Origin of the sequence: Lysobacter ciconiae (assembly GCF_015209725.1) — a bacterium.
Lineage (GTDB): Bacteria > Pseudomonadota > Gammaproteobacteria > Xanthomonadales > Xanthomonadaceae > Novilysobacter > Novilysobacter ciconiae.
The window spans coordinates 800,969-824,737 of sequence record NZ_CP063656.1; the positions used below are offsets into that span (position 1 = coordinate 800,969).

Below are 23,769 nucleotides of genomic sequence, written 5' to 3' on the forward strand. Positions count from 1 at the left end.
TCCTTCTAGTCTTCGCTGTCCGCCGCCTTCGCCGCGCTGCCGAAGTCGCCCTCGGCCGAGGCGGCCAGGTAGGCGAACACCGCATACGCGGCGACGTTCTGCGCCAGCGCTTCGAGGTCGATCTTGTCGAGGGTGTCGTTGGGCGTGTGGTGGTAGTCGAAATAGTCAGTGCCGTCCTGCATCAGGTTGGCCCACGCCACGCCGTCACGTGCAAACGGGCTGATGTCCGGACCCGGGCCGCCCTCGCCAGGCTTGTATTCGATCCCCAGCGGCGCGAGCGCCTTGGCGATCTGGGCGGCGGCCGCCTTCGCATGCGCGGGTGCCGACGTGTCGAATGCATAGATGCGGCCGGCGCCGAAATCGCTTTCCGCCGCGATCAGGTGATTGCTGATCCTGTCGGCGTGCGCCTTTGCATAGGCGTAGCCGCCGTGCAGTCCCTGTTCTTCGTTGGCGAAGGCGATTACCCGGATGCTCCGCGCAGGGCGCTGCTTCAGGTCGCCGATCAGCTTGCCGGCGGCCATGGTGATGCCGACGCCGGACGCGTCGTCGATCGCGCCGGTGCCCGCGTCCCACGAGTCCAGGTGGCCGCCGATCAGCACCACTTCATCGGGCAGGCTGCTGCCGGTCATCTCCCCGATCACGTTGTGTGAGGTGGCCTCGCCGTTCCAGCCGCAGTCGAGTGCGACCTTGACGGTGATCGGCTGGCCCAGTGCCAGCAGGCGGCTGAGCTGGTCGGCGTCGGGCAGCGACAGCGCGGCGGACGGAATGGGCGTCAGCCCTTCGTCGAAACGGGTGATGCCGGTATGCGGCATGCGCTGGGAATCCGTGCCTGCCGAGCGCATCAGATAAGCCGATGCCCCGGCGCGGATTGCGGCCGACGGACCGCGGCTGCGCACGCGCGAACCGATGCCGTAACCGCTGCCGTCCCGGCTGCGCTCCATCGTCTGGTCGATGAAGGCGATCTTGCCGGCGAGCGAGCCGGGTTTGACGGCTTCCAACGCCGCCAGATCGTCAAAGCGCACCACTTGGGCTTCGACGGTGCCACCCGGGCTGCCGCCAAGCGCGGTGAGTACCAGCGGCTGCGCATTGCGGCCAACGACGCGCGCGCTTTCGCTGCGTCGTTCCCATTTGGGGAAGGTGACCGGCTCGGTCCAGACCCTGTCATAGCCCAGTTCGGCGAATTTCGCTTTCGCCCAGGCCACCGCGCGCGCGTCCGCCTCACTGCCGGCCAGGCGGGGACCGACCTCGGTCGTCAGTGATTCGGTGATGCGGAAGCCGAGCTCGCTGTCCAGGGCCGTCTGCCGCAACGCGGGTGCAGTGCTGAGGGCGGTCTCCGGGATGACCGTCTTCGGAGCGTCCTGGGCGGCGGTCACGCCGGTCAGTGAACCGATGGCCAGGGTGAGCAGCAACGGCATCATGCGCATGCGTAAATCCGGAAAACAAGGAAGCCACGAGCTTAGCAGCGCGTGGCTTGATTGCTTTGTGCCGCAAGTCACGCGGCCCGCCGCAGCGCCGCTGAGGTCAAATCAGCGCCTGAGCGAATCGCGGATCTCGCGCAGCAGGACCACTTCCTCGCTTGGCTCCGCAGCGGCTTCTTCCGCGGGCGGCGCGGTGTGGCGCAGCCTGTTGTAGCCGCGCAGCATCAGGAAGATCACCAGCGCAATCAGCAGGAAATCGATGATCGTCTGGATGAAGGCGCCGTAGGTGATGACCGGGGCGGCAGCCTCCTGGGCCAGGGCGAGGTTGGCGTAATCGTTGCCGTCCAGCGATACGAACAGCTGCGAGAAATCGACTCCGCCCATCGCCATTCCGACAACCGGCATGATGATGCCGTCGACCAGCGCGGTGACGATCTTGCCGAAGGACGCGCCGATGACGACCGCAATCGCCAGGTCGACCACATTGCCCCGGGCGATGAATTCCTTGAACTCGCTGATCATGCTCATCGGCTGCTCCTGATCGAAGGGTGGAATGGGTCGACTATAGACCCGAATCGCCGACGGTCACCTGGCCAGTGAGCTCGATCACGCCGTCCAGGCTGGCAACGAAGCGGTCGCCGGGTTGCAGCGGCCCCACGCCGGCAGGGGTGCCCATGTACACCAGGTCGCCCGCGCGCAGCGCGAACAGGCGCGAGAGCTCGTGCAGTATCTCCGGCACGTCCCAGATCAGATCCACCAGCGCGCCGTGCTGGCGAACCGAGTCGTTCACCCTCAGGGTCAGGGTTTTGGCGTCCAGGTCCGCAACCTCGGCCGCGGGAACGAGGTGGCTGATCGGCGCGGAGCTGTCGAACGCCTTGCCGGTGTCCCACGGCAGGCCTTTCGCCTTGGCCGCCGCCTGCAGGTCGCGGCGTGTCAGGTCCAGACCGACGGCGTAGCCGAACACCAGCGAGTGCGCATCCGCCACGTCAACGATCCCCGGGGGTGCGTCCTGGCCGATGGCGACGACCAACTCCAGTTCGTGATGCAGCTCGGAGGTGCCACGCGGGTAGGGCACCACGCCATCGGTAACCAGCGCATCAACCGGCTTGCAGAACAGCACCGGTCGCCCGCGATCGGCGGCTGACGCGGGCGCGTCCGCGCCCATCTCCCGGGCGTGGTCGGCAAAGTTGCGTCCCACGCAATAGATACGTCGAACCGGGAAGAACGTATCACCCGTAGTGCCCACGCGGACGCGGACCGGCGGCTGCGGCGGTATGACGTCAACCATGATCAGCGCGGGAGCGGGGTTTTGTCGACGACGCGGAACTCGCCTTCCATCACGTTCGGATCGGCGCGCGGGCCGGTGCTGATGACCGCAGGACCGCGCCCGCGCAGCACGCGATACACTGCCCCACGGCGAGCAGGGTGACACCGACGACGGCGCCCAGCACCACCAGCGCCACCAGGACGCCGAGCCCCAGCGCCCTCATCAGGAAACGCAGGACGCCGTTTCGCGGCGTGCGCGGCTCGAAGGCGGCACGCATGCGGGACTGGAAGAACTGCGGGTTGAAACGGAAGCTTTGAGTGGTCATCTGGGGGATCGTGGCACAATGCGGCCGTGGGCGGGACCCCTGATTATCCCGGTTGGGATCGCCGGGTTTGTCACGGCTTCGTTAATCAGGACGGTGTCCGCCGGCTTCGCATGCACAGGGCCAGACGAATGACCAACGCTGCACTGATCCACCTGGACCGTATCCCCGACGGGGGCTTCGCGGACGCAGCCGCCGACCTGCACGGCGACATGGAGCCGCTGGTGCTGTACCGCGACGGCAACGACGTGCGCGCCTGGGTCAACGTCTGCCCGCACGCCGGCCGCCAGTTGAACTGGGCGCCCGGGGAGTTCCTCAAGAGCAAGGACGGAATGCTGGTATGCGCCGCCCATGGCGCCAGCTTCGAGCTGCAGAGCGGCGAGTGCGTGGCCGGTCCGTGCCGCGGCGAGTCCCTGCGCAGCGTCGAGGTGGAAGTGCGCGACGGCGCGGTCTGGGTCAGAACAGCAGGTTGACCATCAGCACCGCGATCATCGTGTAGATCAGCGACAGCGGACCGCCGACCCGCCACAGTTCCTTGCTGGTGTAACCCGCCGGACCGGTGACCATCGAGATCACCGGGTTGGAGGCGGTCATGAAGTTGTTGGACGCCGACAACGCGATGATCAGCGCGAACGCGGTCGGGTTGCCGCCCGCCGCCAGTGCCAGGTTGATGCCCAGCGGCACCATCACGATCGCCGCCCCGACATGGCCGATGACCAGCGAGAACGCCGTCGTCAGCAGGCCCAGCAGCAGTTGCAGGACCCACGTCGGGGTGCCGTCGGGCAGCCGCTCAATGCTGTGGCCGGCCACCCAGGCGGCCGCGCCGCTTGAGTCCATCGCCCAGCCCAGCGGAATCAGGCAGGCCATCAGGAACACGGTTTTCCAGCTGATCGCCGCGTAGGCCTCGTCGATGTGGATCACCCCGGCCAGCAGCATGCCGGCCACGCCGGTCATCAGGGCCACCGACACCGGCAGCCGCGATGACAGCGCCAGCAACATCGCCACCGCAAAGATGCCCAGCGCGATCTTGAGCTTGTGCGGGCGCTGCTCGCCCTTGGGGTAGTCGGTCACGACCACGATGTCCTTGCCCCTGGCGGCGTCGGCCAGGTTGGTCCAGATGCTGTGCAGCACCAGCATGTCGCCGGCGCGCAGCGGCAGGTTGCGGACGTCGTCGCGCAGCACCTTCTTGTCGCGGTTCACCGCCAGCAGGCTCAGGCCGAGGGATTTGCGCAGGTGCAGGTCGCGCGCGGTCTTGCCGATGAACTTCGAGGTTGGCGGCACCACCGCCTCGGAGATGCCGGCGCGGCTCGGATTGAACAGGTCGCCGAACACGCGCAGCCGCGAGCTCATCCGCAGCATCTGGTTCTGGGCAAAATCGGCGACCTGCTGCTTCGGACCCATCGCGCCAAGCACGCTGCCCACCCAGATGCGTGCATCCGCCGACGGCGACACCCGGGCGTCGTCGCGGGTCTTGATGGCCAGGATCAGCGGCGCGTCGTGCAGGCTTTCCGCCTCGCCCAGCGGCATCCCGACCAGCGGGCTGTCCGCGCTGACGGTCAGTTCATAGACATCGCCCTCGATGCCGTAGGTGTTGGCGAAATAGCTCTGGGTGCGCGCCGGCGTCGCGCCCTTGCCGCCGCCTTCGTGCAGCCGCTTGTTGCCGTAGAAACGGAAGTACAGCAGGCACACGGCGAGCATCGCCACGCCGATCGGGAAGGTGGCGAACATCTGCAGCGGCACCAGCGTCGCCGCGCCCGAGGGCAGGTTGCTGTTGGCGGCCAGCAGCAGATCGTTGAGCAGGATCAGCGGCGAGGTACCGACCATGGTCAGCGATCCGCCCATCACGATGGCGGTCGCCAGCGGCAGCAGCAGCCGCGGCAGCGTGAGTCCGGTGCGCGAGGACAGCCGCGAGGCCACCGGCAGATAGAGCGCCATCACGGCCGGGTTCTGCATTACCGAGGAGTTGATGCCGGCGACGGCGCCGGTCAGCATCACCAACCGCTCCTCCATGCCGTGCGCGCGCCGCAGCAGCCAGGACGCCAGGCGGTTGAGCGCGCCGGTGCGGTCCAGTCCGGCGCCCAGGATCATCGTGGCAATGATGCTCATCACCGCGTTGGACGAGAAGCCGTTGAAGATCTCCTCCGGCGCAACCAGTCCCGACAGGCCCAGCATCACCAGCACCACCAGGGCGACCACGTCGGCGCGGATGCGCTCGAAGACAAACATCACCATGGTGAACACCACCAGCGCGAGCACCAGTTTCATGTCGGTGGTGAGTGTCAGCGCGCTGTCGATGCCCTGGTCGAACACGTTGGGGGTTGGCCTGTCGGGTCAGCGATCCATCAGCAGCGATCGTAAATGAGGTCCCAGACGCCGTGGCCGAGTTTCTGGCCGCGGGTCTCGAAGTGCGTTTGTGGGCGCCACGCTGGCCGCTCCACCGAACTACGCTTGCCGGCGCGGTTGGCGATGCCGGCGGTGGCGTCGAGCACGTCCCACATCTGCTCGGCATAGTCGTGCCAATCCGTGGCGAGGTGCAAGCGCCCGTCCGGCGCCAGCTTGCGCACCAGCAGTTCGGCGAAGGGTGCCTGCAGCAGGCGGCGCTTGTTGTGGCGCTTCTTGTGCCATGGATCGGGGAAGTAGATGCGTACCTCGTCCAGGCTGCCGTCGGCGACCTCGTGGGTCAGCACCTCGACCGCGTCATGGTGGTAAAGCCGCACGTTGGGCGCGTCGGCGGCCGCGAGGGCCCTCAACAGCCGGCCGACGCCCGGAGCATGCACCTCAATGCCGATCAGGTCGCGTGCCGGGTCGTGCTCGGCCGCGAAGCGCAGTGCCTCGCCGTTGCCGAAGCCTATCTCGAGCACGCGCGGCGCACTGCGTCCGAAGAGCTCGTCGTAGTCACGCGGCTGGCCGCTGTAGTCGATCCCGAAGCGCGACCATTGCTCGTCGAACGCGCGCTGCTGAGCCGGCGTGAACCGTCCCTGGCGCAATACGAAGCTGCGGATCTGACGGTGCCCCTCGCTGACGGTGAAGGGCTTGCCGTTGGAGGTGATCTTCATCCGCGCATTGTCGTGTGCGCGGGGGCGCGTGGCCAGCGTCGCGCTGAACGCGGATCGCCGCGTGGGCCGATGTATCCTTGCCGGGCCCGGCGGAGATCGCCGCCACCCGTCCAACTTGCGGGTGGTGACGGGATGCCGCTCTCCCTGGATCCTTTTGATCATCAGTTGCAGGAGCTTGCCGATGAAACCCCTTCGTTCCGTTCTCGCCGTGGCGCTCGCGCTGGCGGCCGCCCCCGCGCTCGCCCAGTCCGCCGCGCCGGCCAACTACACCCAGCCGTATTCGCAGACGATCTTCTTCGGCGACAGCCTGACCGACTCAGGCCACTTCCGGCCGGTGCTGGTGGGCGCGGTCGGACCGCAGGCGGGGATCCTGGGCAAGTTCACCACCAACCCGTGGCTGGTGTGGTCCGAGTACCTGGCCGACGCCTACGGCACGGACGCGAACGCGGCCAACCAGGGCGGCAGCAACTACGCCGTGGGCGGCGCCCGATCCGGCCAGGATGCGGTCGGCGCGCTGGGTTTCACCCCGTCCATGACCACCCAGGTGAACACCTATCTGGCTGCGACCGGCGGCGTGGCGGATGCCAACGCGCTGTACACCGTGTGGGGCGGCAACAACGACCTGTTCGCCGTCGCCCAAGGCGCACCGGTACAGGCGACGATCGGTTCCGCGGTCACCGCGCAGGTCGGCGCGATCGGTGCGTTGCAGGCCGCCGGAGCCCGCTACGTGCTGGTACCGAGCATTCCCGACCTGGGGCTGACCCCGTCGGCGCGGGCGCAGGGCCCGGTGGCGCAGGGCCAGTTGACCCAGCTCGCGCGCGCCTACAACGACGCGCTGTACGGGGGCCTGGCCGCCAGCGGCCTGCGCGTGATTCCACTCGACATGTTCCATCTGTTCCAGGAAGTCGCCGCCAACCCGGCCGACTTCGGTTTCACCAACATCACCGGTACCGCCTGCCAGCCGCAGATCACCGCGCAGTCGGTGACCTGCCAGCCGGGCACCTACGTCACGCCGGATGCGGCAACCAGCTACGCCTTCGCCGATGGCGTGCATCCCTCCGGCGCGGCGCACGAGGTGATCGCCGACTACGCCACATCGATCCTGGACGCGCCGCGGCAGATGGCGGTGTTGACCCATTCGGCGGCGGTCACGGGCCGCGCGCGCGCGGACCGGGTCGCGGCGCAGGCCAGCGGCACCACGATGACCGACGGCAAGCGCTGGTGGGCGGACGTGCGCGGCGACTTCCAGCGCTACGACCATGGCGACATGTACGACGGTGCCGTTCCCGCGCTGACGGTCGGCATCGACTGGCACAGCAACGGCATGACGTTGGGCGCCTTCGGCGGCTACGGCAAGGCCAGTCAGGACTGGGGCCGCAGCGGCGGCAGCTTCAACCAGAGCGAAGCGACCCTCGGCGGCTACATTGGCTGGGCGTCCCCGACCGGTGCCTGGGTCAACGGCCAGCTGAGCTACAGCCAGTTGGGCATGGATATCAAGCGACAGGTCAACCTGGGCCGGTCCACCCGTATCCATCGCGCGGACGTGGACGGCAGCAATGTCACCGCGGGGTTGAACGCCGGCTTCGAGTTCGGCGACGGCGCCTTGCGCCACGGCCCCGTGGTCGGCGTGCTCGCACAGAAGATCCAGATCGACGGGTTTGCCGAAAGTGATTCACAGCTCTCGACTTCGCTGGCCTACCCGGAGCACAGGTTCGACTCGTTGATCGGCACCGCCGGTTGGCAGATGCGCTACGCCGCCAGCGAGCAGCTTCAGCCGTATGCGCGGCTGACCGTGGACCGCGAGTTCGAGGACGTGCCGCGCGAAGCCTTTGCGCGGCTGCAGTCGATGCCAGGCGCGGCGCCCTTCGCGGTGCCCGGCGTGGCCTTCGACGACACCTACGGCACCCTCACTCTGGGCGCGCGCACGCGGTTGATGGGCCTGGAGACGAACCTGGGCACCAGCCTGACCGCCGGCCAGAGCGGCGGCAGCAACACCACGGTGTTTGCGACGCTCGGCGGAAACTTCTGATCCGCGACTCCCCGCGCGGCGGCAAACGCATTAAACTTTGCAGTACGCGGGTGTAGCTCAATGGTAGAGCTGTTGCTTCCCAAGCAACTGACGAGGGTTCGATTCCCTTCACCCGCTCCACATACGCGGCGGCCCGGTCCTGATGGACGGGGCCGCCGTTTTTATTGGATCGTCAACTGGATCGGCGTTGGAGCGGAGAACGGGTATGACACTGCCGGTGGTGCTGGGTTGGCGCGAATGGGTGGACCTGCCGGGCCTGGGCCTGGACGGGATCCGGGCGAAGGTGGACAGCGGCGCGCGGACCTCGGCGCTGCACGTTGATGCCCAGTGGCGATTCTTCGAGAACGGCCAACCGTGGGTCGGTTTCCGGGTGACGCCGGGTGCCAACGGCTCCGGCGCGGTCGAGGTCGCGGCGGTGCTGGCAGACGAGCGCGACGTAACCGACTCTGGCGGCCATCGCACCCGCCGCGCCTTCATCCGTACCTCGCTGCGCCTGGGGGGCATCGAGCGCGAGATCGACATCAACCTGACCGATCGCCGGCGCATGCTGTTCCCTATGCTGCTGGGTCGGACCGCCATGGCCCGCGTCTTCACGGTCGATCCGGCACGGTCGTTCCTCCACGGGCGCCGGGTCTCTCTCGCACCGGACGCTTCCAGCACTTCATTACCGGCACGCCACCCATGAAACTCGCCATCCTCACCCGCAACTCCAAGCTGTATTCCACCCGGCGGCTGGTGGAGGCGGCGCGTGCCCAGGGCCACACCGTGCGCACCCTGGATCCGCTGCGCTGTTACATGCACATCTCCAGCACCGGCTTTGCCATGCGCTACAAGAGCCGGCCGATCTCCGGCTACCAGGTCGTCATCCCCCGTATTGGCACCTCCGTTACCCGATACGGCACGGCGGTGCTGCGCCAGTTCGAGCTGATGGGCACCCTCAGCATCAACTCCTCCGATGCGATCCTGCGCGCGCGCGACAAGCTGCGCAGCCACCAGATGCTGGCCGCGCGCGGCATCGGCATGCCGGTGACGGTGTTTGGCGACAACCCCGACGACACCGTCGACCTGCTGGAAATGCTCGGGCCGCCGCCGCACGTGATCAAGCTCAACGAAGGCACCCAGGGCGCCGGGGTGATGCTGACCGAGAAGCTGTCCGCCTCGCGCGGCGTGATCGAGGCGCTGCGCGGGCTGTATGCGCAGTTCCTGGTGCAGGAGTTCATACCGGAGGCCAACGGCGCCGACCTGCGCTGCTTCGTGGTCGGCAACAAGGTGGTCGCGGCGATGAAGCGGCAGGCACCGATCGGGGATTTCCGCTCCAACCTGCACCGCGGTGGCAGCGCGGAGTCCGCCAAGGCCAGCCGCGCCGAGCAGGAGGCTGCGGTCCGTGCGGCGCGGGTACTGGGGCTGGGCGTCGCCGGGGTCGACCTGGTCCGCTCCCACCGCGGCCCGCTGGTGCTGGAAGTGAACGCCTCGCCCGGCCTGGAGGGCATCGAGAGCGCGAGCGGCGTGGACGTGGCGGCCGAGATCATCCGGTACGCAACGCTCATGCACCAGGCGCAAAAGGCAAAAACCAGGGTGGCCAAGCCCTTGACCGTCAAATGAATCTGATGAACATTGGGTAACTGTTGCCGACCGCAAGCCGTGGGCAGCGCAACTCAAACAGGGAAACCACCAATGAATAGTCCGGTTCCATTTGGCGCCCGCTTGGCGCTGCCGCTGCTGATCGCGTTGTTTGCCGCGCCGGTGCTTGCCTCCGACATCAGCGCGCCGCAACCGCTCGATATCGAGACGATCGAGGACTTCAGTGTCTACGAGAAGGCGATCATCCATCAGCTCGACAACAGCAACACGTATGAGGAGATCACTCCCGACCAGCGCAGCCGGGCGCTGACGTTGATGGCCGAGATCAAGGCGATCATTGATCGCAGCGGGTCCATCGCCGCGCTGCCGCCTCTGCCCCGGGTGGATGTATTCAATCGGCAGGAAGAGCTCAACCAAATCCTCGCTAAAGCTGAGGAAGACAGTCGGGTGATCTGCCGGCGCGAGCGTCCCACGGGCAGCAAACTGCCCATCAACAAATGCATGACCCTGGCCGAGCGCCGCAAGACGCGAGAAGGCGGCAAGCAGTATCTGCGCGAGATCATCCCGGCGGAAGGTCCGCTGGACCAGAGCGGAATGTAATAGCGATTTATTAACGCGTTTCTTAACAGTGACTTACGTTATCGCGCTGTAGCTTGGACTCACCGCAACAAGGCTTGAGGCGGTATCGGGGCAACAACCCTCTTTGACCCAGGCTCGGTGGCCCCGCGCCTGGGTTTTTTTATGCGGGCAAGACTTATGCGGGCAGGGCGCCTTCCAGCACCAGAAGCTGGCGCTTGACCGGAAGCCCTCCCGAGAAGCCGGTCATGCTGCCATCGGCGCCCATCACCCGGTGGCAAGGCACCACGATCGGGACAGGGTTGCGACCCACCGCAGCGCCAATCGCACGCATCGCGCCGGCATGGCCGACGCGTGTCGCGACCGCGCCGTAGCTGACGGTCTGGCCATAGGGAATCTGCGCCAATGCCGCCCAGATATCGCGCTGGAACAAGGTTCCCTGCGGGGATAGCGGCAGGTCGAAACCCGTGCGCCGACCTGCAAAGTATTCGTCCAGTTGCGTTCGGGTCGCGTCCAGGACCGGGAGCGTTCCCTCCAGCCATTCGGCGCTGCGTTTCACGGGATGGCGCGGTTGGCTGAATTCGATCAGGCGCAGCCCGTCCGCATCCGCTGCGAGCAGTAGCGGTCCCACGGGGCTGTCGATGGTGGTGAACACGATCATGTCAGGGCCTCATCAGGGTGCGCCGGCCCCCCTGCCTGCGCCGGGTTTGAGGGATTCCATCGCGCCGTCGCCGCCGTCGTTGGCCGCCGGCTCGACGTCCAGTATCGCCATCAGCAAAGGATAGACGTCGATGTTGTCGAATGCCGGCACGCGGGCGTTTTCGCGGAATGCCGGTCCGCGGGCCAGGAAGATCGCCCGCATCGAAGGCAGGGCGGGATCGAAGCCGTGCGAGCCGCGGTCATCCGTTTTGGAGCGCGTCTCCAGCCAGGCGCGGCGGAGGGCGTCGTAGCCTTCGTGCATCTGGCAGATGATCGGTGGCACGCGCGGGTGCGCGCCGTATTGCCAGCGCTGGGGCAGTTCGTCCTTGCGCCAGCAGTCGTAGTTCTCGTGCGCGCCCAGCAGTTGCGACTCGGCGGCGGCGCGGCGACCGGGGCGCGGCGTGAAACCCACGGACTGGCCGGCGGTCACGAATTCGGCATCCGCCGGATCGACCATGTCCTCGATTACCACGAACTGGTCCGGTGGGACGGTGGCCATGCCGTGGTCGGACACCACCACCACGTTGAGTTCCCTTGCCAGCCCAAGCGCATCGATCCCGTCCAGCAGGCGGCCCATCGCGGCATCGACGTCGCGGATCGCCGCGTGCGCCTCCTCGGAATCCGGCCCGTTGGCGTGCGCCGCGCTGTCGACCGCCTCGAAGTAGAGGGTGCTGAAACGCGGGCGGGTGGCTTCGGGTTCGGCCAGCCAGGCGAGCACCGTGTCGACGCGATCGGCCATCGGCATTTCCGCATCGAAGGTCTTCCAGTGGCTGGCCTGGACGCCGCCAATGGCTGCCTCCGAACCGGGCCAGAACATCGTGCCCGCGCGCAGTCCGGCCTTTTCCACGGTGACCCAGATCGGCTCGCTGTCCCACCAGCGTCCGTCCGACACGGCCTCGCGATTCCCCAGGCTGAACTTGCCCAGCGCCGGGTCGTGCATCGAGTTGTGGACGATGCCGTGATTGTCGGGCCGCTTGCCGGTCACGATGGTGAAGTGGTTGGGGAAGGTCAGGCTGGGATAGGACGGCGTCATCCATTCCGCCTGCACGCCGTGCTCGCTGATGCGTTCCAGGTTCGGCGTGATGCCCAGCTCCAGGTAGTCCGGCCGGAAACCGTCCAGCGACACCAGCAGCACCTGCGGCGGTGGCGTTGCGGCAACCCCGGCGTCGTCGTGGGGGAGGGATGTGCAGGCCAGCAGGACCAGCGCGAAGAATGTCGTCAGTGCGGACCGGCCCGCGAATTTGAATGGATGCATCACCCCATCCTAGCGTCTGCATGTCGCGGTCGTGCGTGCCGGAAGTCCGTGTTTCCTGGCGCTGGAGACCCGCAGCGGGAGGCGATGCGATAATCCCGGTCCTATCGATTACCGACAGGGTTTGTCATGTCCAGTCCCGTGACCCACGCGCGCACCGATCCCGACCGCGTCATCCGCTCCCCGCGTGGCAGCCAGCTCACCTGCAGGTCCTGGCTGACCGAGGCTGCGTTCCGGATGCTGCAGAACAATCTGGACGTGGAGGTTGCCGAGGACCCGACCAGCCTGGTGGTATACGGCGGCATCGGCCGCGCCGCCCGCGACTGGGAGAGCTATGACGCGATCATCGCGACGCTCAAGACGCTGGACGACGACCAGACGCTACTGGTGCAGTCGGGCAAGCCGGTCGGTGTCTTCAGGACCCACGCGGATGCGCCGCGGGTGCTGATCGCCAACTCCAACCTGGTGCCGCACTGGGCGACCTGGGAGCACTTCAACGAGCTCGATCGCAAGGGCCTGATGATGTACGGCCAGATGACCGCGGGCAGTTGGATCTACATCGGCAGCCAGGGGATCGTGCAGGGCACTTACGAGACCTTCGTGGAAATGGGGCGCCAGCATTACGGCGGCAGCCTCAAGGGCCGCTGGATCCTCACCGCCGGGCTGGGCGGCATGGGCGGCGCCCAACCGTTGGCCGCCAGCCTGGCCGGCGCGTGCAGCCTCAACATCGAGTGCCAGCAGAGCCGCATCGACATGCGCCTGCGCACCCGCTACGTCGATGAGCAGGCCACCGACCTGGACGACGCCCTGGCCCGGATCGACCGATACACCAGGGCCGGCGAAGCCAAGTCCATCGCGCTGCTGGGCAATGCGGCGGTGATCCTGCCCGAACTGGTGCGTCGCGGCGTGCGCCCCGACGCGGTCACCGACCAGACCAGCGCGCACGACCCGGTGCACGGCTACCTGCCGATCGGGCTGACCGTGGAGGAGTGGCAGGAGGGGCAGCGCGATTCTCCCGGCCGCATCCGCGATGCCGCGATGCATTCGATGCGAAAGCACGTCGAGGCGATGCTGGCCTTCCATGCGCAGGGCATCCCGACCTTCGACTACGGCAACAACATCCGCCAGATGGCGTTCAACGACGGCTGCACCAACGCCTTCGACTTCCCCGGTTTCGTCCCCGCCTACGTGCGCCCGCTGTTCTGCAAGGGTATCGGCCCGTTCCGCTGGGTGGCGCTGAGCGGCGACCCGGAGGACATCTACCGGACCGACGCCAAGGTCAAGGAACTGATTCCCGACGACGCCCACCTGCACACTTGGCTGGACATGGCGCGCGAGCGCATCGAGTTCCAGGGCCTGCCGGCGCGCATCTGCTGGGTCGGCCTGGGCCTGCGCGACAAGCTGGGCCTGGCGTTCAACGAAATGGTCCGCAACGGTGAGCTGAAGGCGCCGGTGGTGATCGGTCGCGACCATCTGGACAGCGGCTCGGTTGCCTCGCCCAACCGCGAGACCGAATCGATGTGCGACGGCAGCGACGCGGTGTCCGACTGGCCGCTGCTCAACGCGATGCTCAACGTGGCCGGCGGCGCGACCTGGGTGTCACTGCACCACGGCGGCGGCGTGGGCATGGGCTACTCGCAACACTCCGGCGTGGTGATCGTCTGCGACGGCAGCGAGGCGGCTGACAAACGCATCGCCCGCGTCCTGTGGAACGACCCCGCGACCGGCGTCATGCGGCACGCGGATGCGGGGTATGAGATCGCCAAGGAGTGCGCGAGGGCGAAGGGCTTGGACCTGCCGATGCTGTAGTGCGTCGACGGCTTGTGTGGAGCTTTGGCCCGCCCGGGTCGCGTGGTGAGAGAGGCCGGCGCCGGTTACGGAGGCGCCTGGCTCGCGGACGAACGCGCGACTTACGTCGGGCGCGCACGCTCCGCGACGGTGGCCAGCGTATCCGGCGTGATATCCCATTGCTCGGGCTCGTCGTATTCGAAGTCGACCTTGATCTTGCCGGTGTCGCGGCGGATCCGCAGTACGCAGGCGTCCCACGGCGCCTTGCCGGGCACGAGGGTCGCAGTGCGCAACGCGTCGAACGTCTCGCCGATGGCGGGGTCGCGGGGCGTCGCGGCCTCGGCGGCAGCGCCGTCGTGGTAGCGGAAGCCGCTGAGGCGCCGTGCCAGCGCACCGTCGCCGTACCGCGCGATCAGCGCATAGCCGTCCCAAAGACCGTCCGAGACCGCCGGGTCCGCCACCAGCAGCTGGCCGAGCCTGGCAATCAGTTCATTCCTGTCCATGCGGATACCCGTTCAGAGATGCGCGCAAGTCTGGCCTCAGGCCGTCGCCCTGTCGATCATCTCGTCCATGCCGGCACCGGCGATGGCGTCAAAGGCCTGGCCATCGGCGTTGGCGAAAGCGATCAGTGACGGGTCGTAGACCACCGCGCCGCTGTCGGGATCGATGACCTTGTAGTCCACGTGGACCTCGTCGGGACGCTGGGACGTGCCGCCGACGAGTTCCACCTCGATCGACACCTCCATGCCCTTGGCCAGCCAGTCGCCCCATTCCTGCTCAAGACGCGCGTAGGCACCGCGGTTGAACAGGCCGAACTGCGGAAACATGTTGACCGAGCCGTGTCCGTTGGCGAAGCGGTAGGCGATGATGTGCCCCACGTCGTCCGGCGTACCCTTCATGTCGTTGTCCTTGCGGAAGCCGCTCTGCGCGTTGACCTCGATCCGGTCGGACGCCCGTCCCTTGCTGCTGGGCTCCCAGGTCAGGGTGGCTTCGGCGGAGGCCGGACGTCCTTCAGCGTCCAGCGTCCAGGTGATGTCGTTGACCTCGCCCGATCCGGCCTCGGTCACGGTGCCGTGGATCTCGTTGCCGTTGACCGTCTCGGCGAGTACCACCGTCGAGTCGGGGACCTTGCCGGTCAACAGCATGCGCGAGTAGCCGCCCAGCTCGCTGCCCGTTGGATCGGCGAGCAGGGTCGTGTGGCGGGTGAAGTCCTGGCGGTCGGCAGGGTAGGACGAGGGACCGCCGTCGCGCGGGGCGTCAAACAGCCGCTCCGATCCGCTCATGACCCGCAGCTTGCCCTTGTCGAGCATCTCCAGCGACAGGCGCAGGTCGCTGATGGACTCCAGGCCGTTGGCCTTGGCCAGCGTGCTGAAAGCGGGCTCCAGCGCGGTGCCGGCGTAGTCCTTGCCGTGGATTTCGATCCGTGTCCGGTCGGGAATCGTGGCGGGATCAAACGGATTCACCGCGCGCATCTGTTCGGGCGTCGCGTTTTCGTTGCGTAGCGTCACTTCGTAGCGCACCGGGACGCTCGTACTGCTGCCGTCGGGCGCTGCGATCGTCATGTCGGCGGTGGTCGTGTAGGTGGTGTTGGCGCCGCTTTCCCTGACGTCCTGGGTGCGCACCGACGCCTTGTCCAGATCGAAGCTCACCTCGGCCGGGTCTGCCGCGAGGATGCGCTTGTGCAGCCGCGCACCATCGCCGCTGTCGGGCCGCAGCGGGCAAGGCAATCCGCGCAGGAAGCTGCCCCAGGGTTGCGCGGGCGACGGGAGATTCAGGCTGGGAGTGAGCGACATGGCGGCACGCTGGAAAGTGAGCGGGGCATTGCTCCGCTGAATCTAGCGTTCGCACTCCCCCAGCCGCCATTGGGGGAAACCCTTACGCGTCGCCTGGCACTTTACCGATGGGTGGTTTTGTTACGGGTTGCTTCGCGTTCGCGCGCTTGCGTGTACGCGGTTTCGCCGACGCCCCCGCACCCGGGTTGCCGGCGGGGGCGTCGAGCAGGCCGACCGGTTGCAGGCGCTCCATCCAGGTCAGTGCATCGGCATAGGCGAGGAAGTGCTGCAGGTAGCCGGGCGAGGTGTCGGCCATCAGCCGCATCGCGCGGTGGAGCAGGGCACTGGAATGGAGCGGGCCTGCGTCATCGGGGATCGGCGCCAGTGCCGCGCGCAACTGGCTTTCTGTGCGGATGCGGTCCCAGAGCTGGCGGAATTCTTCCAGCACGACCGTGGGTGACACCGTGGTGCTTTCCCTGTCTGTGGAGGTGGCGGAGTGGACCGCCCGTTTGTTTGCCTGGATGTACTCGGACAGCCCGAGCAGGGTGCGTTGCGAACGGTCTGCGTTGGTCGGCGAGCCCGCGTGTGTCGCCGGCGGGGCAGCGACCTCGGTCGCCCGGGACTGCATGAGTTCCTCAAGCCGGGCCTGAACCAGTGGTGCAAGGGCTGCGTCTGCGTGGTCCAGGCGTCGCTGGAGTGCGGAGATCAGCGCTTCGCGCACACGGTTGGTGCGCGGTGTGCGCTCCTCGCGCGGGGCGTCAAGTCGCGCGCCCAGCGGGGCAGCCTCAGTCGGCATCCGTGGCCGCGTCGGTTTTAGGCTTCGGGATCGGCGCAATTTCCACGCGCCGGTTCTTCGACCGCCCGGCTTCGTCCTCGTTGGAGCTCACCGGCTGCTCCGCGCCGAACGCGGCGGCAAACACCGATCGCGACGGCACGCCGGCGGCAATCAGGCCACGGGTAACCGTCATTGCGCGCGCCGCGGACAGGTCCAGGTTGTCGGCGAAGCGCATGTTGCTGTCCAGCACCGGGCGGTCGTCGGTGAAGCCGCTGACCATGAGCAGCTCGTCGCGCGATTGCAGGTACTCCGAGAGCGGTGCAGCCAGGCTCTGCAGCAGGTCGCGCCCCTCCGGCTGCAGGCGGTCCGAATTCAGCGCGAACAGGACGCTGCCACTGATGCCTATGCGGCCGTTGATCACCGTCACGCGGCCGCCGGCGAGCGGACCGGCCAGGGCCTGCTCCAGCGTCTTCAGCCGGGCGGCCTCGGACTCGCGTTGCCTGACGGTCTCGTCGAGCTGGTTGGACAGCTGGACCTGCATCGCGATCACGCCGGCCAGGATGAGCACGAACGCACCGAGCAGCACCGACATCAGGTCGCCGAAAGCCGCCCACGTCGTTGCAGTGGATTCGGATTCGAGCTCGATCTCGTCGCTCATGTCGGGGTCTTGCCGTGGGCGGGCGTGCCTGGCGTGCCCGCGAGTTGCTGAAGTTCACCGATGATCTGCTTCTGCGAGAGCATGCTCAGGTCGATCACCTCCCGCGCCTGCGCCACGTAATAGGCCAGTTGCTCGTCGCTGCGGGCCAATGAGGTTTCCAGTGCCGCCTCGATCTGCTCCAGGCGCCCGCCCAGCGTGTCGGTTGCGGAGCCGAATTGCTCGACCACCGCGCCCAGCACCTCGGCCAGGCTCGCAACTTCCACCGCGCCGCCACTGACCTGCGCGGCAGCGGCACCGAGCGTGCCGTTCTGGGCGTCGACCTGCTCGCTGAAACGGGTGCCGACGCGTTCCAGCAGATCGGCCGAGGTGCTGACCAGCGCATCCACCGACGTGCGCTGCTCGGTCGAGGCGTGGTTGACGGCGTCCAGCAGGGTTTCCAGGGTCGCCAGCAGCTGGTTGCGCTCCGCGAGCATGGCGTTGTCGCGCACGAGGCCGTCGGAAATGCTCTGGCGAAGTTCGGCGATGACCTCGGCGGCCGCCCGCGGCGCCTCGGCGGCGGTCTGCATCAGGCGCGCCACTTCGGCAATCGTCTCCTGCGCCTGCGCCTGCGCCTGCTCGGCCATCTGTGCAGCCGTGCGGCCGAGGGTGTCGCAGATGTCCTTCTGCCGGTTTGCCGCATCCTCGCTGCTTTCGCGCCAACGGTTCTCCAGGCTGTCGTTCACAGCGGAGAGCGCATGTGACCACTGCGCCAGGCGCTGCTGGTCACGGGATTGCAGCGCTGCCTGGGAGTCGTCGTGGGCCTTGCGCATTGCCTCGATCAGCGCCGCTGCACGCTCGTCGTAGGTCGCAGCGGCCGACGCCATGGCCTGCTGGTTGCTCGCCGCGAGCTGCTCGTTGAGCTCTTGCTGGCGCGACAGCGCCGTGTCCCAGGCGTCGGCGCTGCGCTCGGCGCTCAGGTCCAGATGCGCGGAAACAGTCTGCAGCAGGGCGCTCGTCTGTTGCTCAAACGCGGCCGTGAACTGCTCCAGCGAACCCTGCAGCGCGTGCACAAGGCCGTCGTTGGCACGTTGCTGACCGGCAGCGGCGTTCTGCCATGTGTCGGCGGCTGCCGAGGTTGCGGTCTGCAGGCTGGTGGAAACACCGTCCAGTTGCCGCTGCACCGCGTCGGTGACCGACGCCTGCAGCGCGGCATTTTCCTGCGCGAGGTTTGCCATCGTGCTTTCCATCATCGGCGACAGCACGGCGCCGATGCTGCGGGCATTTTCCTCGAAGCCGGCTTTGAGCGACTGCTCGAGATTTGCCGCCAAGCGCGCGTGGTGGGCATCGACGCGGCTGTGGAACTCGTCCTGACTGGCCGACAGGCGCTCGCCGCTGGATTGCTGCAACTGCTGCAGGTTGGCACTCAAGGTGTCCAGGCGCTCGATCAGCGTCGGCATCAGGCCTGTTTGCTGTTGCAGCAGGCGGAACGCCTCCTCGCGCTGGTGGGCGTGCGAGTAGGGACGCAGCGTGCCGGCCAGTTGCAGGTCGAGCTGCTGCACCGCATGGACCCGCTCGCGGCGGCACAGCGCTGACAGCAGCCCCAGCATCGAGGAGGCTGCAACACCCGCGATCGAGGTGCCGAAGGCAAACGCCAAGCCGCTGACCGGAGCGCCCAACGACCCGCGGATGGCCTCCAGATCGGTCGCTCCCGCCAGCGCCAGTCCGGTGCCGCGCAGTGTCGCCATCATCCCCAGCAGGGTGCCGAGCATGCCGAGCAGCACCAGCAGACCCACCAGGTACGGGGTCAGCGCCGGTGCCGGCAGCGCGACGCGCTCGCCTTCCACGCGCAGGCGTACGGCATTGCGCAGGCTGTGGTGCAACCGCTGCAGCCAGCCGGACAGGTCGGACAACGCGGCGGCCGCATCGTCCGTGGCAGTCATCAATGTGACGGTCGCCTGTCGGTAGCGATGCAGCTCCAGCGCGCCGGCGACGTAGAACGCGCCGATCACCGCGGTGACCGCGAGCGCGGGCAGGTTGGAGCCGATGTAGCCTGCGCCAATCCACGCAACGGCGATCAGGCCCACCAGGAAGATGACGACGTAAAGCGCGTTTTTGTGCATGTGATCCAGCTATTGGTTGCGAAGGGCGGACAGCAGCCCTTCGACGGGTTGAAAACGGATGTCGAGCTCGGCCAGAAGGACGTCGCCCATGTCCTGGCGGAAGCGACCCAGCCACGCAGCGTCTTCCGGAGCCTGGGTCGATGGGAGGAGCGGGTCGCGTGACTCCACGGCGGCGTCTCGCAGGCGTTCAAAGTGCTGCCCCAGCAACGCCGGAACCGACCCGAGCAGTGCGTGCTCGCGTGGGGTCAGGGTCAGTTCCATCACCGCGTCCACCTCGGCCAGACGCGCCATGTCGGCGGATCCGGACGCGAGCATGTCACGCAGATGCCCGCGCAGCCGCCCGACTTCTGCCTGCATCGACTGTTGCAGGTCGCGGTAACGATCACGGAGCGGGCCGAATTCGAGAGCCGGCTCATCCTTGGTGACGACCGAGGCGCTCCGCGGAGCCGCCGGCCCGGGCACGGGCTCGGTCATCGCATGGATGCGCGCGACCAGGACCGCCCGAACCCGTTCGCATTCCTCGTGAAAATCGTTGCCGGAAGCGCTCGGGGCGAGCTCGTGGGCCGACAGGCGGCCGTCCAGCGCCCTGGACAGCGCCACGGCACGGGTCCAGTCCAGCCATTCGCTGAGACGCTCGGAAAGGGATGTGCTGCTCGCGGCGGGCGCTGCGCTGGTGAGACCCGCCAGCAGGCGAATGAACGCCGGGCCTTGGAGCGGAGTCCGTTGAAGTGCCTTGGCCATCATACGTCGCGGAAAACCGGCAATTTTACACGCGAACCACGCGACGCACTTCCGTGCGCTGTAGCTGTCAAAGGGCCCGTCCCCCGCAGCGGGATGACGGGACCTGGATTGGTCAGCTTGTATGCTCGGCGGACCTCCGTTGCACCAGATGCGCCGATGAGTGACTGGTTGAACAAGCACATCCCGATCTGGATCGACGCCCTGTCGCACCCCGGGCTTTGGTGGCAGGCGCTGGCGGTCGTCGCTGCGATGGTGCTGGCCTGGGCGGTGGACCGGCGCTATGACGCCTGGTTGCGTGGCTACCTGAAGACCGGGGATCACACGCGTGCCGGGCTGGTCGCCCTGGCAGCCAGCCGGCGCCTGGCGTTCCCGGCCGCGCTCTCGCTCGTGCTGGTGGTCGAGTGGGGGGTGTTCAAGCAGCTGGAGCTGCGCCACGCCTTGCTGTGGGTTGCGCTCAGCCTGTCGTTTGCGTTGCTTCTGGTGCGGCTGGCGGTGTACCTGCTGTCGGGCGCACTGAAGCCGGGCTCGCTGCTGTCCGCCTCGGAGAATTTCATCGTCGCGGTGGTCTGGGTCGGCGTCGCGCTGCACCTGATCAACTGGCTTCCCAATGTGCTGGCAGCGTTGGACTCGGCGGCGATAACGGTCGGAACCACGCGCGTGTCGGCCTTGCTGGTGCTGCGCGCGGTGGCGGTCGCGGCGCTGGTGATGGTGCTGAGCCTCTGGATCTCGCGCCTGCTGGAACGCAAGGTGCGCGATTCACAGCACCTGTCGCCCAGCGCGCAGGTGGGCATCAACAAGGTGATCAAGCTGCTGCTGCTGATCTTCGGCACCGTGGTCGCGTTGCAGGTGCTGGGGGTCAACCTGGCGGCATTGGCCGTCATCGGTGGCACGCTGGGTCTGGGCATCGGGCTCGGCCTGCAGCGGATCGTCAGCAACTTCATCTCCGGCTTCATCCTGCTGGTGGACGGCTCGATCAAGCCTGGCAACGTGATCACGGTGGAGGACCAGTCGGGCACCCGCTACGGCTGGGTCCACGAATTGCGCTCGCGCTACATCGTGATCCGCGACCGCGACGGCGTGGACACGCTGATGCCCAACGAGAACCTGATCATCAACCCGGTGATCAACTGGAGCTACGGCGGCGAGAGCATCCGGCTGAAACTGCCGATCCAGATCAGCTATGCCGATGATCCGGAACTGGCGATGAAACTGCTGGAGGAGTCGGCCAACGGGCAGGATCGCGTTCTCACCGACCCTGCGCCGGTGGCGCGCCTGCTGGGTTTCGGCGAAAACGGCATCGACCTCGATCTGCGCGTCTGGGTCACATCGCCGGAGCTGGGGATCAACAACGTCCGCTCGGACATCAACCTGGCGATCTGGCGGGCATTCAAGGCGCACGGAATCACCCGGCCGCTGCCGCAACGCGAGCTGCGCATGCTGGAGGACGGCGCCGACTAGACGGGTGCCCGTGTTGCCCGGCGCGCCAGGGTTACCATCATCTACCCCTTGACTCGAGGCGACGGCGCCATGGCAGAGCTATCCGACTTCCCGATCACGACGCGCTGGCCGGCGCGCCATCCCGAGCGGATCCAGCTCTATTCCATGCCGACGCCCAACGGGGTCAAGGCCTCGATCATGCTGGAAGAGACCGGGCTGGACTACGAGGTCCACCTGGTCGACATCACCACCGGCCAGAGCCACACGCCCGAATTCCTCTCGCTCAATCCCAACGGCAAGATCCCCGCAATCATCGACCCTGACGGTCCAGGCGGCAAACCACTTGGCCTGTTCGAGTCCGGCGCCATCCTGATGTACCTGGCGCAGAAGAGCGGTCGCTTTCTGCCTGCCGATCCCGCGCTGCGCTGGCAGACGATCCAGTGGGTGTTTTTCCAGGTCGGGTCGATCGGCCCGATGTTCGGCCAGCTCGGCTACTTCAAGAAATTCGCCGGCAAGGACATCGAGGATCCGCGTCCATTGAAGCGCTACGTTGCCGAATCCAGGCGCCTGTTGGGCGTGCTGGATACCCAGCTGGAGGGTCGGACGTGGCTGGTGGGTGAGGAGTACACGATCGCCGATATCGCCACGCTGGGATGGGTCAACAGCCTGGCCGATTTCTACGGCGCCGGAGAGCTTACGGGGTACGCTGACTTCACTCATGTGCAGGACTGGCTGGAACGCGGTCTGGCGCGCCCCGCCGTGCAGCGCGGACTTCAGATCCCGCCGGCCCCATAGCTTCATCGCACAACGACACGAAGGGTTCCGGGCGCGTGAAATCGCTGGACCGTGGTGCCTGGGAGATTGGTCAGGCACTCTCTTGCGGGGCGCCATGTAAATTCCGGTCAAGGAGCGATCACAGGTGAGACGAGTACTGAAATGGGCGGCGTGGATACTGCTCGCCGTTGTGGCAACTACCGTTGTGCTCTGGCTGGTATCGCGTTACCGCGGCCCGTCCGCGACGCAAACCGCGGCGCTGGCACTGATGCAGGACCGCGCGCCGTTGCCGCCCGGCGAAAATGCCTTTCCGGCGATCTGGCTTCTCAACTACGAGGTGCCGCGCGAGCAGCTTCAAGCGGTTGCGGAAGCCGATATTGCGCAATCAAGCGAGACGGTGACACCGGCGGGCGATGGGCTCGTTGTCGAATCCCAACGCGCGGCGTTGACCGGTTTTGAACAGCAGCGACCGTCCCGCGAAGACGCGCAGCTGTTCTGCAACGGTGGCGATATCGATTGCCTGGCCAGGGTTCGTGCGGACCTGGGCGCCTACGAGGGGCTGATTGCGAGGCATCGCGGGTTGCTGGACCGCGTTGCGGCCCTGCAGGACTATGGGTATTACCGCAGCCCGCCATCCGCCCCGTCGCATGCGATGCTGCCGCCGCTGCAGCCGGCAGGTTACGAGCTCACCCGGGTCGCGTGGCAATTCGCCAACGGGGATGTGGATGGGGCGCTGGCTGGCGCTTGCAACGGCGTGCAGACCTGGCGACGCCTGGGTGCCAACTCGGACGCGCCGCTCATTCGCCGTGTTGCCGATGCCTACACCGATCGGTACATCCGGTTGCTGGCAGGGATGCTGGGTGAGGTCGGCCCGACCCACGAGCTGCCGACATCGTGCGCGACGGCATTCGCCGCCCCGACGGTCGCGGACGCGTCTTTGTGCGAGGCGATGCGCGGCGAATTCGTCGTTTCCACCCACCACATCCGCGAGCTGGCTGTCGATTCCTCCACGGCGCCGTCGCGAATCCCGAATCTCCTCCCCGCGCTCACCTGGGACCCGGAAAAGAGCTTGGCGATCCTCGCTGACGGCCACTCATGGGCGTGCTCAGACGCGACCGCCAATAACCTGGTCAGCGATGTCCGAGTGGACCCTGGACAAAACCGCCAAAGTCTCTGGCGTCTCGAATGCGTCGCCAACCCGACCGGCTGCATCCTCGCCGATATCGCATTTCCGGCCTACTACAACTACCAGTGGAAGGCGCAGGATCACGCTGCGCGACTGGAGTTGATGGGTGCGCTGCTGTGGCTGCGCAGCAATGCCAGGACGGATGAGCCGCTTGAGCCCCAGCTGACGGCCTACTGGCAGCAGCACCGACGCGGCAACCGCGAACTCCGCCTTGAGGACGATGGCCGGACGGTCAAGCTCCAGATGTACGCCGACGGGCCGGACACATGGTGGTCGCTGCCGTTCTTTCCCGCCGCCGAGTAGACAGGGCGGAATCGGGAACCATGCAACAAAAAACGG

Annotated in this window: 23 protein-coding genes and 1 tRNA gene; 10 read left to right on the plus strand and 14 right to left on the minus strand. The window is 67.2% G+C overall.

The annotated features are described in order from the left end of the window. Positions 1-5 precede the first annotated feature (5 nt). From INQ41_RS03640 to INQ41_RS03655, 4 genes are all read right to left on the minus strand, one after another. On the minus strand, positions 6-1,424 hold the full coding sequence (locus tag INQ41_RS03640) for a M28 family peptidase (protein ID WP_193986296.1): 1,419 nt from the start codon (positions 1,422-1,424) through the stop codon (positions 6-8). 102 nt (positions 1,425-1,526) lie between these two features. Next, positions 1,527-1,946, minus strand: a complete 420-nt coding sequence (gene mscL / locus INQ41_RS03645; RefSeq protein WP_228076692.1) for a large conductance mechanosensitive channel protein MscL — start codon at positions 1,944-1,946, stop codon at positions 1,527-1,529. A gap of 34 nt (positions 1,947-1,980) precedes the next feature. Beyond that, entirely contained in the window at positions 1,981-2,706 is a 726-nt protein-coding gene (locus INQ41_RS03650) for a fumarylacetoacetate hydrolase family protein (protein WP_193986297.1), read from the minus strand. Positions 2,707-2,755: 49 nt separating this feature from the next. Beyond that, positions 2,756-3,010, minus strand: coding sequence for a hypothetical protein (locus INQ41_RS03655; RefSeq protein WP_193986299.1), 255 nt, complete (start codon positions 3,008-3,010; stop codon positions 2,756-2,758). Positions 3,011-3,138: 128 nt separating this feature from the next. Here INQ41_RS03655 and INQ41_RS03660 point away from each other — a divergent pair, with 128 nt between their 5' ends. Continuing rightward, positions 3,139-3,480, plus strand: coding sequence for a Rieske (2Fe-2S) protein (locus tag INQ41_RS03660; RefSeq protein WP_193986301.1), 342 nt, complete (start codon positions 3,139-3,141; stop codon positions 3,478-3,480). Here the strand turns inward: INQ41_RS03660 and INQ41_RS03665 are convergent. Continuing rightward, entirely contained in the window at positions 3,464-5,302 is a 1,839-nt protein-coding gene (locus INQ41_RS03665) for an SLC13 family permease (protein WP_193987199.1), read from the minus strand. The genes INQ41_RS03660 and INQ41_RS03665 overlap by 17 nt on opposite strands. 47 nt (positions 5,303-5,349) lie before the next feature. Then, the gene (gene trmB / locus INQ41_RS03670) at positions 5,350-6,063 is read right to left on the minus strand and encodes a tRNA (guanosine(46)-N7)-methyltransferase TrmB (protein WP_193986303.1); all 714 of its coding nucleotides are present in this window, start codon (positions 6,061-6,063) and stop codon (positions 5,350-5,352) included. Between the two features lie 181 nt (positions 6,064-6,244). Between trmB and INQ41_RS03675 the strand changes: the two genes are divergently transcribed. The 5 genes from INQ41_RS03675 to INQ41_RS03695 all read left to right on the plus strand — a co-directional run bounded on the left by INQ41_RS03675 (position 6,245) and on the right by INQ41_RS03695 (position 10,273). Beyond that, positions 6,245-8,092: an autotransporter domain-containing protein gene (locus INQ41_RS03675; protein ID WP_193986312.1), complete on the plus strand. Its 1,848-nt coding sequence runs from the start codon at positions 6,245-6,247 to the stop codon at positions 8,090-8,092. Between the two features lie 46 nt (positions 8,093-8,138). Next, positions 8,139-8,212: transfer RNA gene (locus INQ41_RS03680), tRNA-Gly, on the plus strand. An 85-nt stretch (positions 8,213-8,297) separates the two neighbouring features. After that, positions 8,298-8,777: an ATP-dependent zinc protease family protein gene (locus INQ41_RS03685; RefSeq protein WP_193986314.1), complete on the plus strand. Its 480-nt coding sequence runs from the start codon at positions 8,298-8,300 to the stop codon at positions 8,775-8,777. Next, a complete protein-coding gene (gene rimK, locus INQ41_RS03690; protein WP_193986316.1) occupies positions 8,774-9,694 on the plus strand; it encodes a 30S ribosomal protein S6--L-glutamate ligase in 921 nt (306 codons plus the stop codon). Before INQ41_RS03685 ends, rimK begins: the two co-directional genes overlap by 4 nt. Positions 9,695-9,796: 102 nt before the next feature. Continuing rightward, on the plus strand, positions 9,797-10,273 hold the full coding sequence (locus INQ41_RS03695; RefSeq protein WP_193986318.1) for a hypothetical protein: 477 nt from the start codon (positions 9,797-9,799) through the stop codon (positions 10,271-10,273). 154 nt (positions 10,274-10,427) lie between these two features. On the opposite strand, the gene INQ41_RS03700 is transcribed toward INQ41_RS03695, so the two are convergent. Together INQ41_RS03700 and INQ41_RS03705 are read right to left on the minus strand one after the other, a co-directional pair. Continuing rightward, positions 10,428-10,910 carry a methylated-DNA--[protein]-cysteine S-methyltransferase gene (locus INQ41_RS03700; protein WP_193986320.1) on the minus strand — a complete coding sequence of 161 codons (483 nt, stop codon included), beginning with the start codon at positions 10,908-10,910 and terminating at the stop codon, positions 10,428-10,430. Positions 10,911-10,922: 12 nt separating this feature from the next. After that, entirely contained in the window at positions 10,923-12,203 is a 1,281-nt protein-coding gene (locus tag INQ41_RS03705; RefSeq protein WP_193986322.1) for an alkaline phosphatase family protein, read from the minus strand. 126 nt (positions 12,204-12,329) lie between these two features. On the opposite strand from INQ41_RS03705, the gene hutU reads away from it, so the two are divergent. Beyond that, the gene (gene hutU / locus INQ41_RS03710) at positions 12,330-14,009 is read left to right on the plus strand and encodes a urocanate hydratase (protein ID WP_193986324.1); all 1,680 of its coding nucleotides are present in this window, start codon (positions 12,330-12,332) and stop codon (positions 14,007-14,009) included. A 101-nt stretch (positions 14,010-14,110) separates the two neighbouring features. Here the strand turns inward: hutU and INQ41_RS03715 are convergent, their stop codons facing one another. The 6 genes from INQ41_RS03715 to INQ41_RS03740 all read right to left on the minus strand — a co-directional run bounded on the left by INQ41_RS03715 (position 14,111) and on the right by INQ41_RS03740 (position 20,033). Further along, positions 14,111-14,491 carry a hypothetical protein gene (locus INQ41_RS03715; RefSeq protein ID WP_193986326.1) on the minus strand — a complete coding sequence of 127 codons (381 nt, stop codon included), beginning with the start codon at positions 14,489-14,491 and terminating at the stop codon, positions 14,111-14,113. Positions 14,492-14,527: 36 nt separating this feature from the next. Then, positions 14,528-15,781: a DNA/RNA non-specific endonuclease gene (locus tag INQ41_RS03720; protein ID WP_193986328.1), complete on the minus strand. Its 1,254-nt coding sequence runs from the start codon at positions 15,779-15,781 to the stop codon at positions 14,528-14,530. Positions 15,782-15,863: 82 nt separating this feature from the next. Continuing rightward, complete coding sequence (locus INQ41_RS03725; protein ID WP_248285354.1) at positions 15,864-16,481, minus strand: DUF2894 domain-containing protein; 618 nt, start codon at positions 16,479-16,481, stop codon at positions 15,864-15,866. A gap of 64 nt (positions 16,482-16,545) precedes the next feature. Continuing rightward, on the minus strand, positions 16,546-17,193 hold the full coding sequence (locus INQ41_RS03730; RefSeq protein ID WP_193986332.1) for an OmpA family protein: 648 nt from the start codon (positions 17,191-17,193) through the stop codon (positions 16,546-16,548). Continuing rightward, positions 17,190-19,292, minus strand: coding sequence for a DUF802 domain-containing protein (locus INQ41_RS03735; RefSeq protein WP_193986334.1), 2,103 nt, complete (start codon positions 19,290-19,292; stop codon positions 17,190-17,192). Before INQ41_RS03735 ends, INQ41_RS03730 begins: the two co-directional genes overlap by 4 nt. Positions 19,293-19,301: 9 nt before the next feature. Then, entirely contained in the window at positions 19,302-20,033 is a 732-nt protein-coding gene (locus tag INQ41_RS03740) for a DUF3348 domain-containing protein (protein WP_193986336.1), read from the minus strand. A gap of 156 nt (positions 20,034-20,189) precedes the next feature. Between INQ41_RS03740 and INQ41_RS03745 the strand changes: the two genes are divergently transcribed. The 3 genes from INQ41_RS03745 to INQ41_RS03755 all read left to right on the plus strand — a co-directional run bounded on the left by INQ41_RS03745 (position 20,190) and on the right by INQ41_RS03755 (position 23,733). Next, on the plus strand, positions 20,190-21,491 hold the full coding sequence (locus INQ41_RS03745; protein ID WP_193986338.1) for a mechanosensitive ion channel family protein: 1,302 nt from the start codon (positions 20,190-20,192) through the stop codon (positions 21,489-21,491). Positions 21,492-21,560: 69 nt separating this feature from the next. Then, positions 21,561-22,265, plus strand: coding sequence for a glutathione S-transferase N-terminal domain-containing protein (locus INQ41_RS03750; protein ID WP_193986340.1), 705 nt, complete (start codon positions 21,561-21,563; stop codon positions 22,263-22,265). Between the two features lie 247 nt (positions 22,266-22,512). Next, positions 22,513-23,733 carry a hypothetical protein gene (locus INQ41_RS03755; RefSeq protein WP_193986342.1) on the plus strand — a complete coding sequence of 407 codons (1,221 nt, stop codon included), beginning with the start codon at positions 22,513-22,515 and terminating at the stop codon, positions 23,731-23,733. The last annotated feature ends 36 nt before the right edge of the window (positions 23,734-23,769 follow it).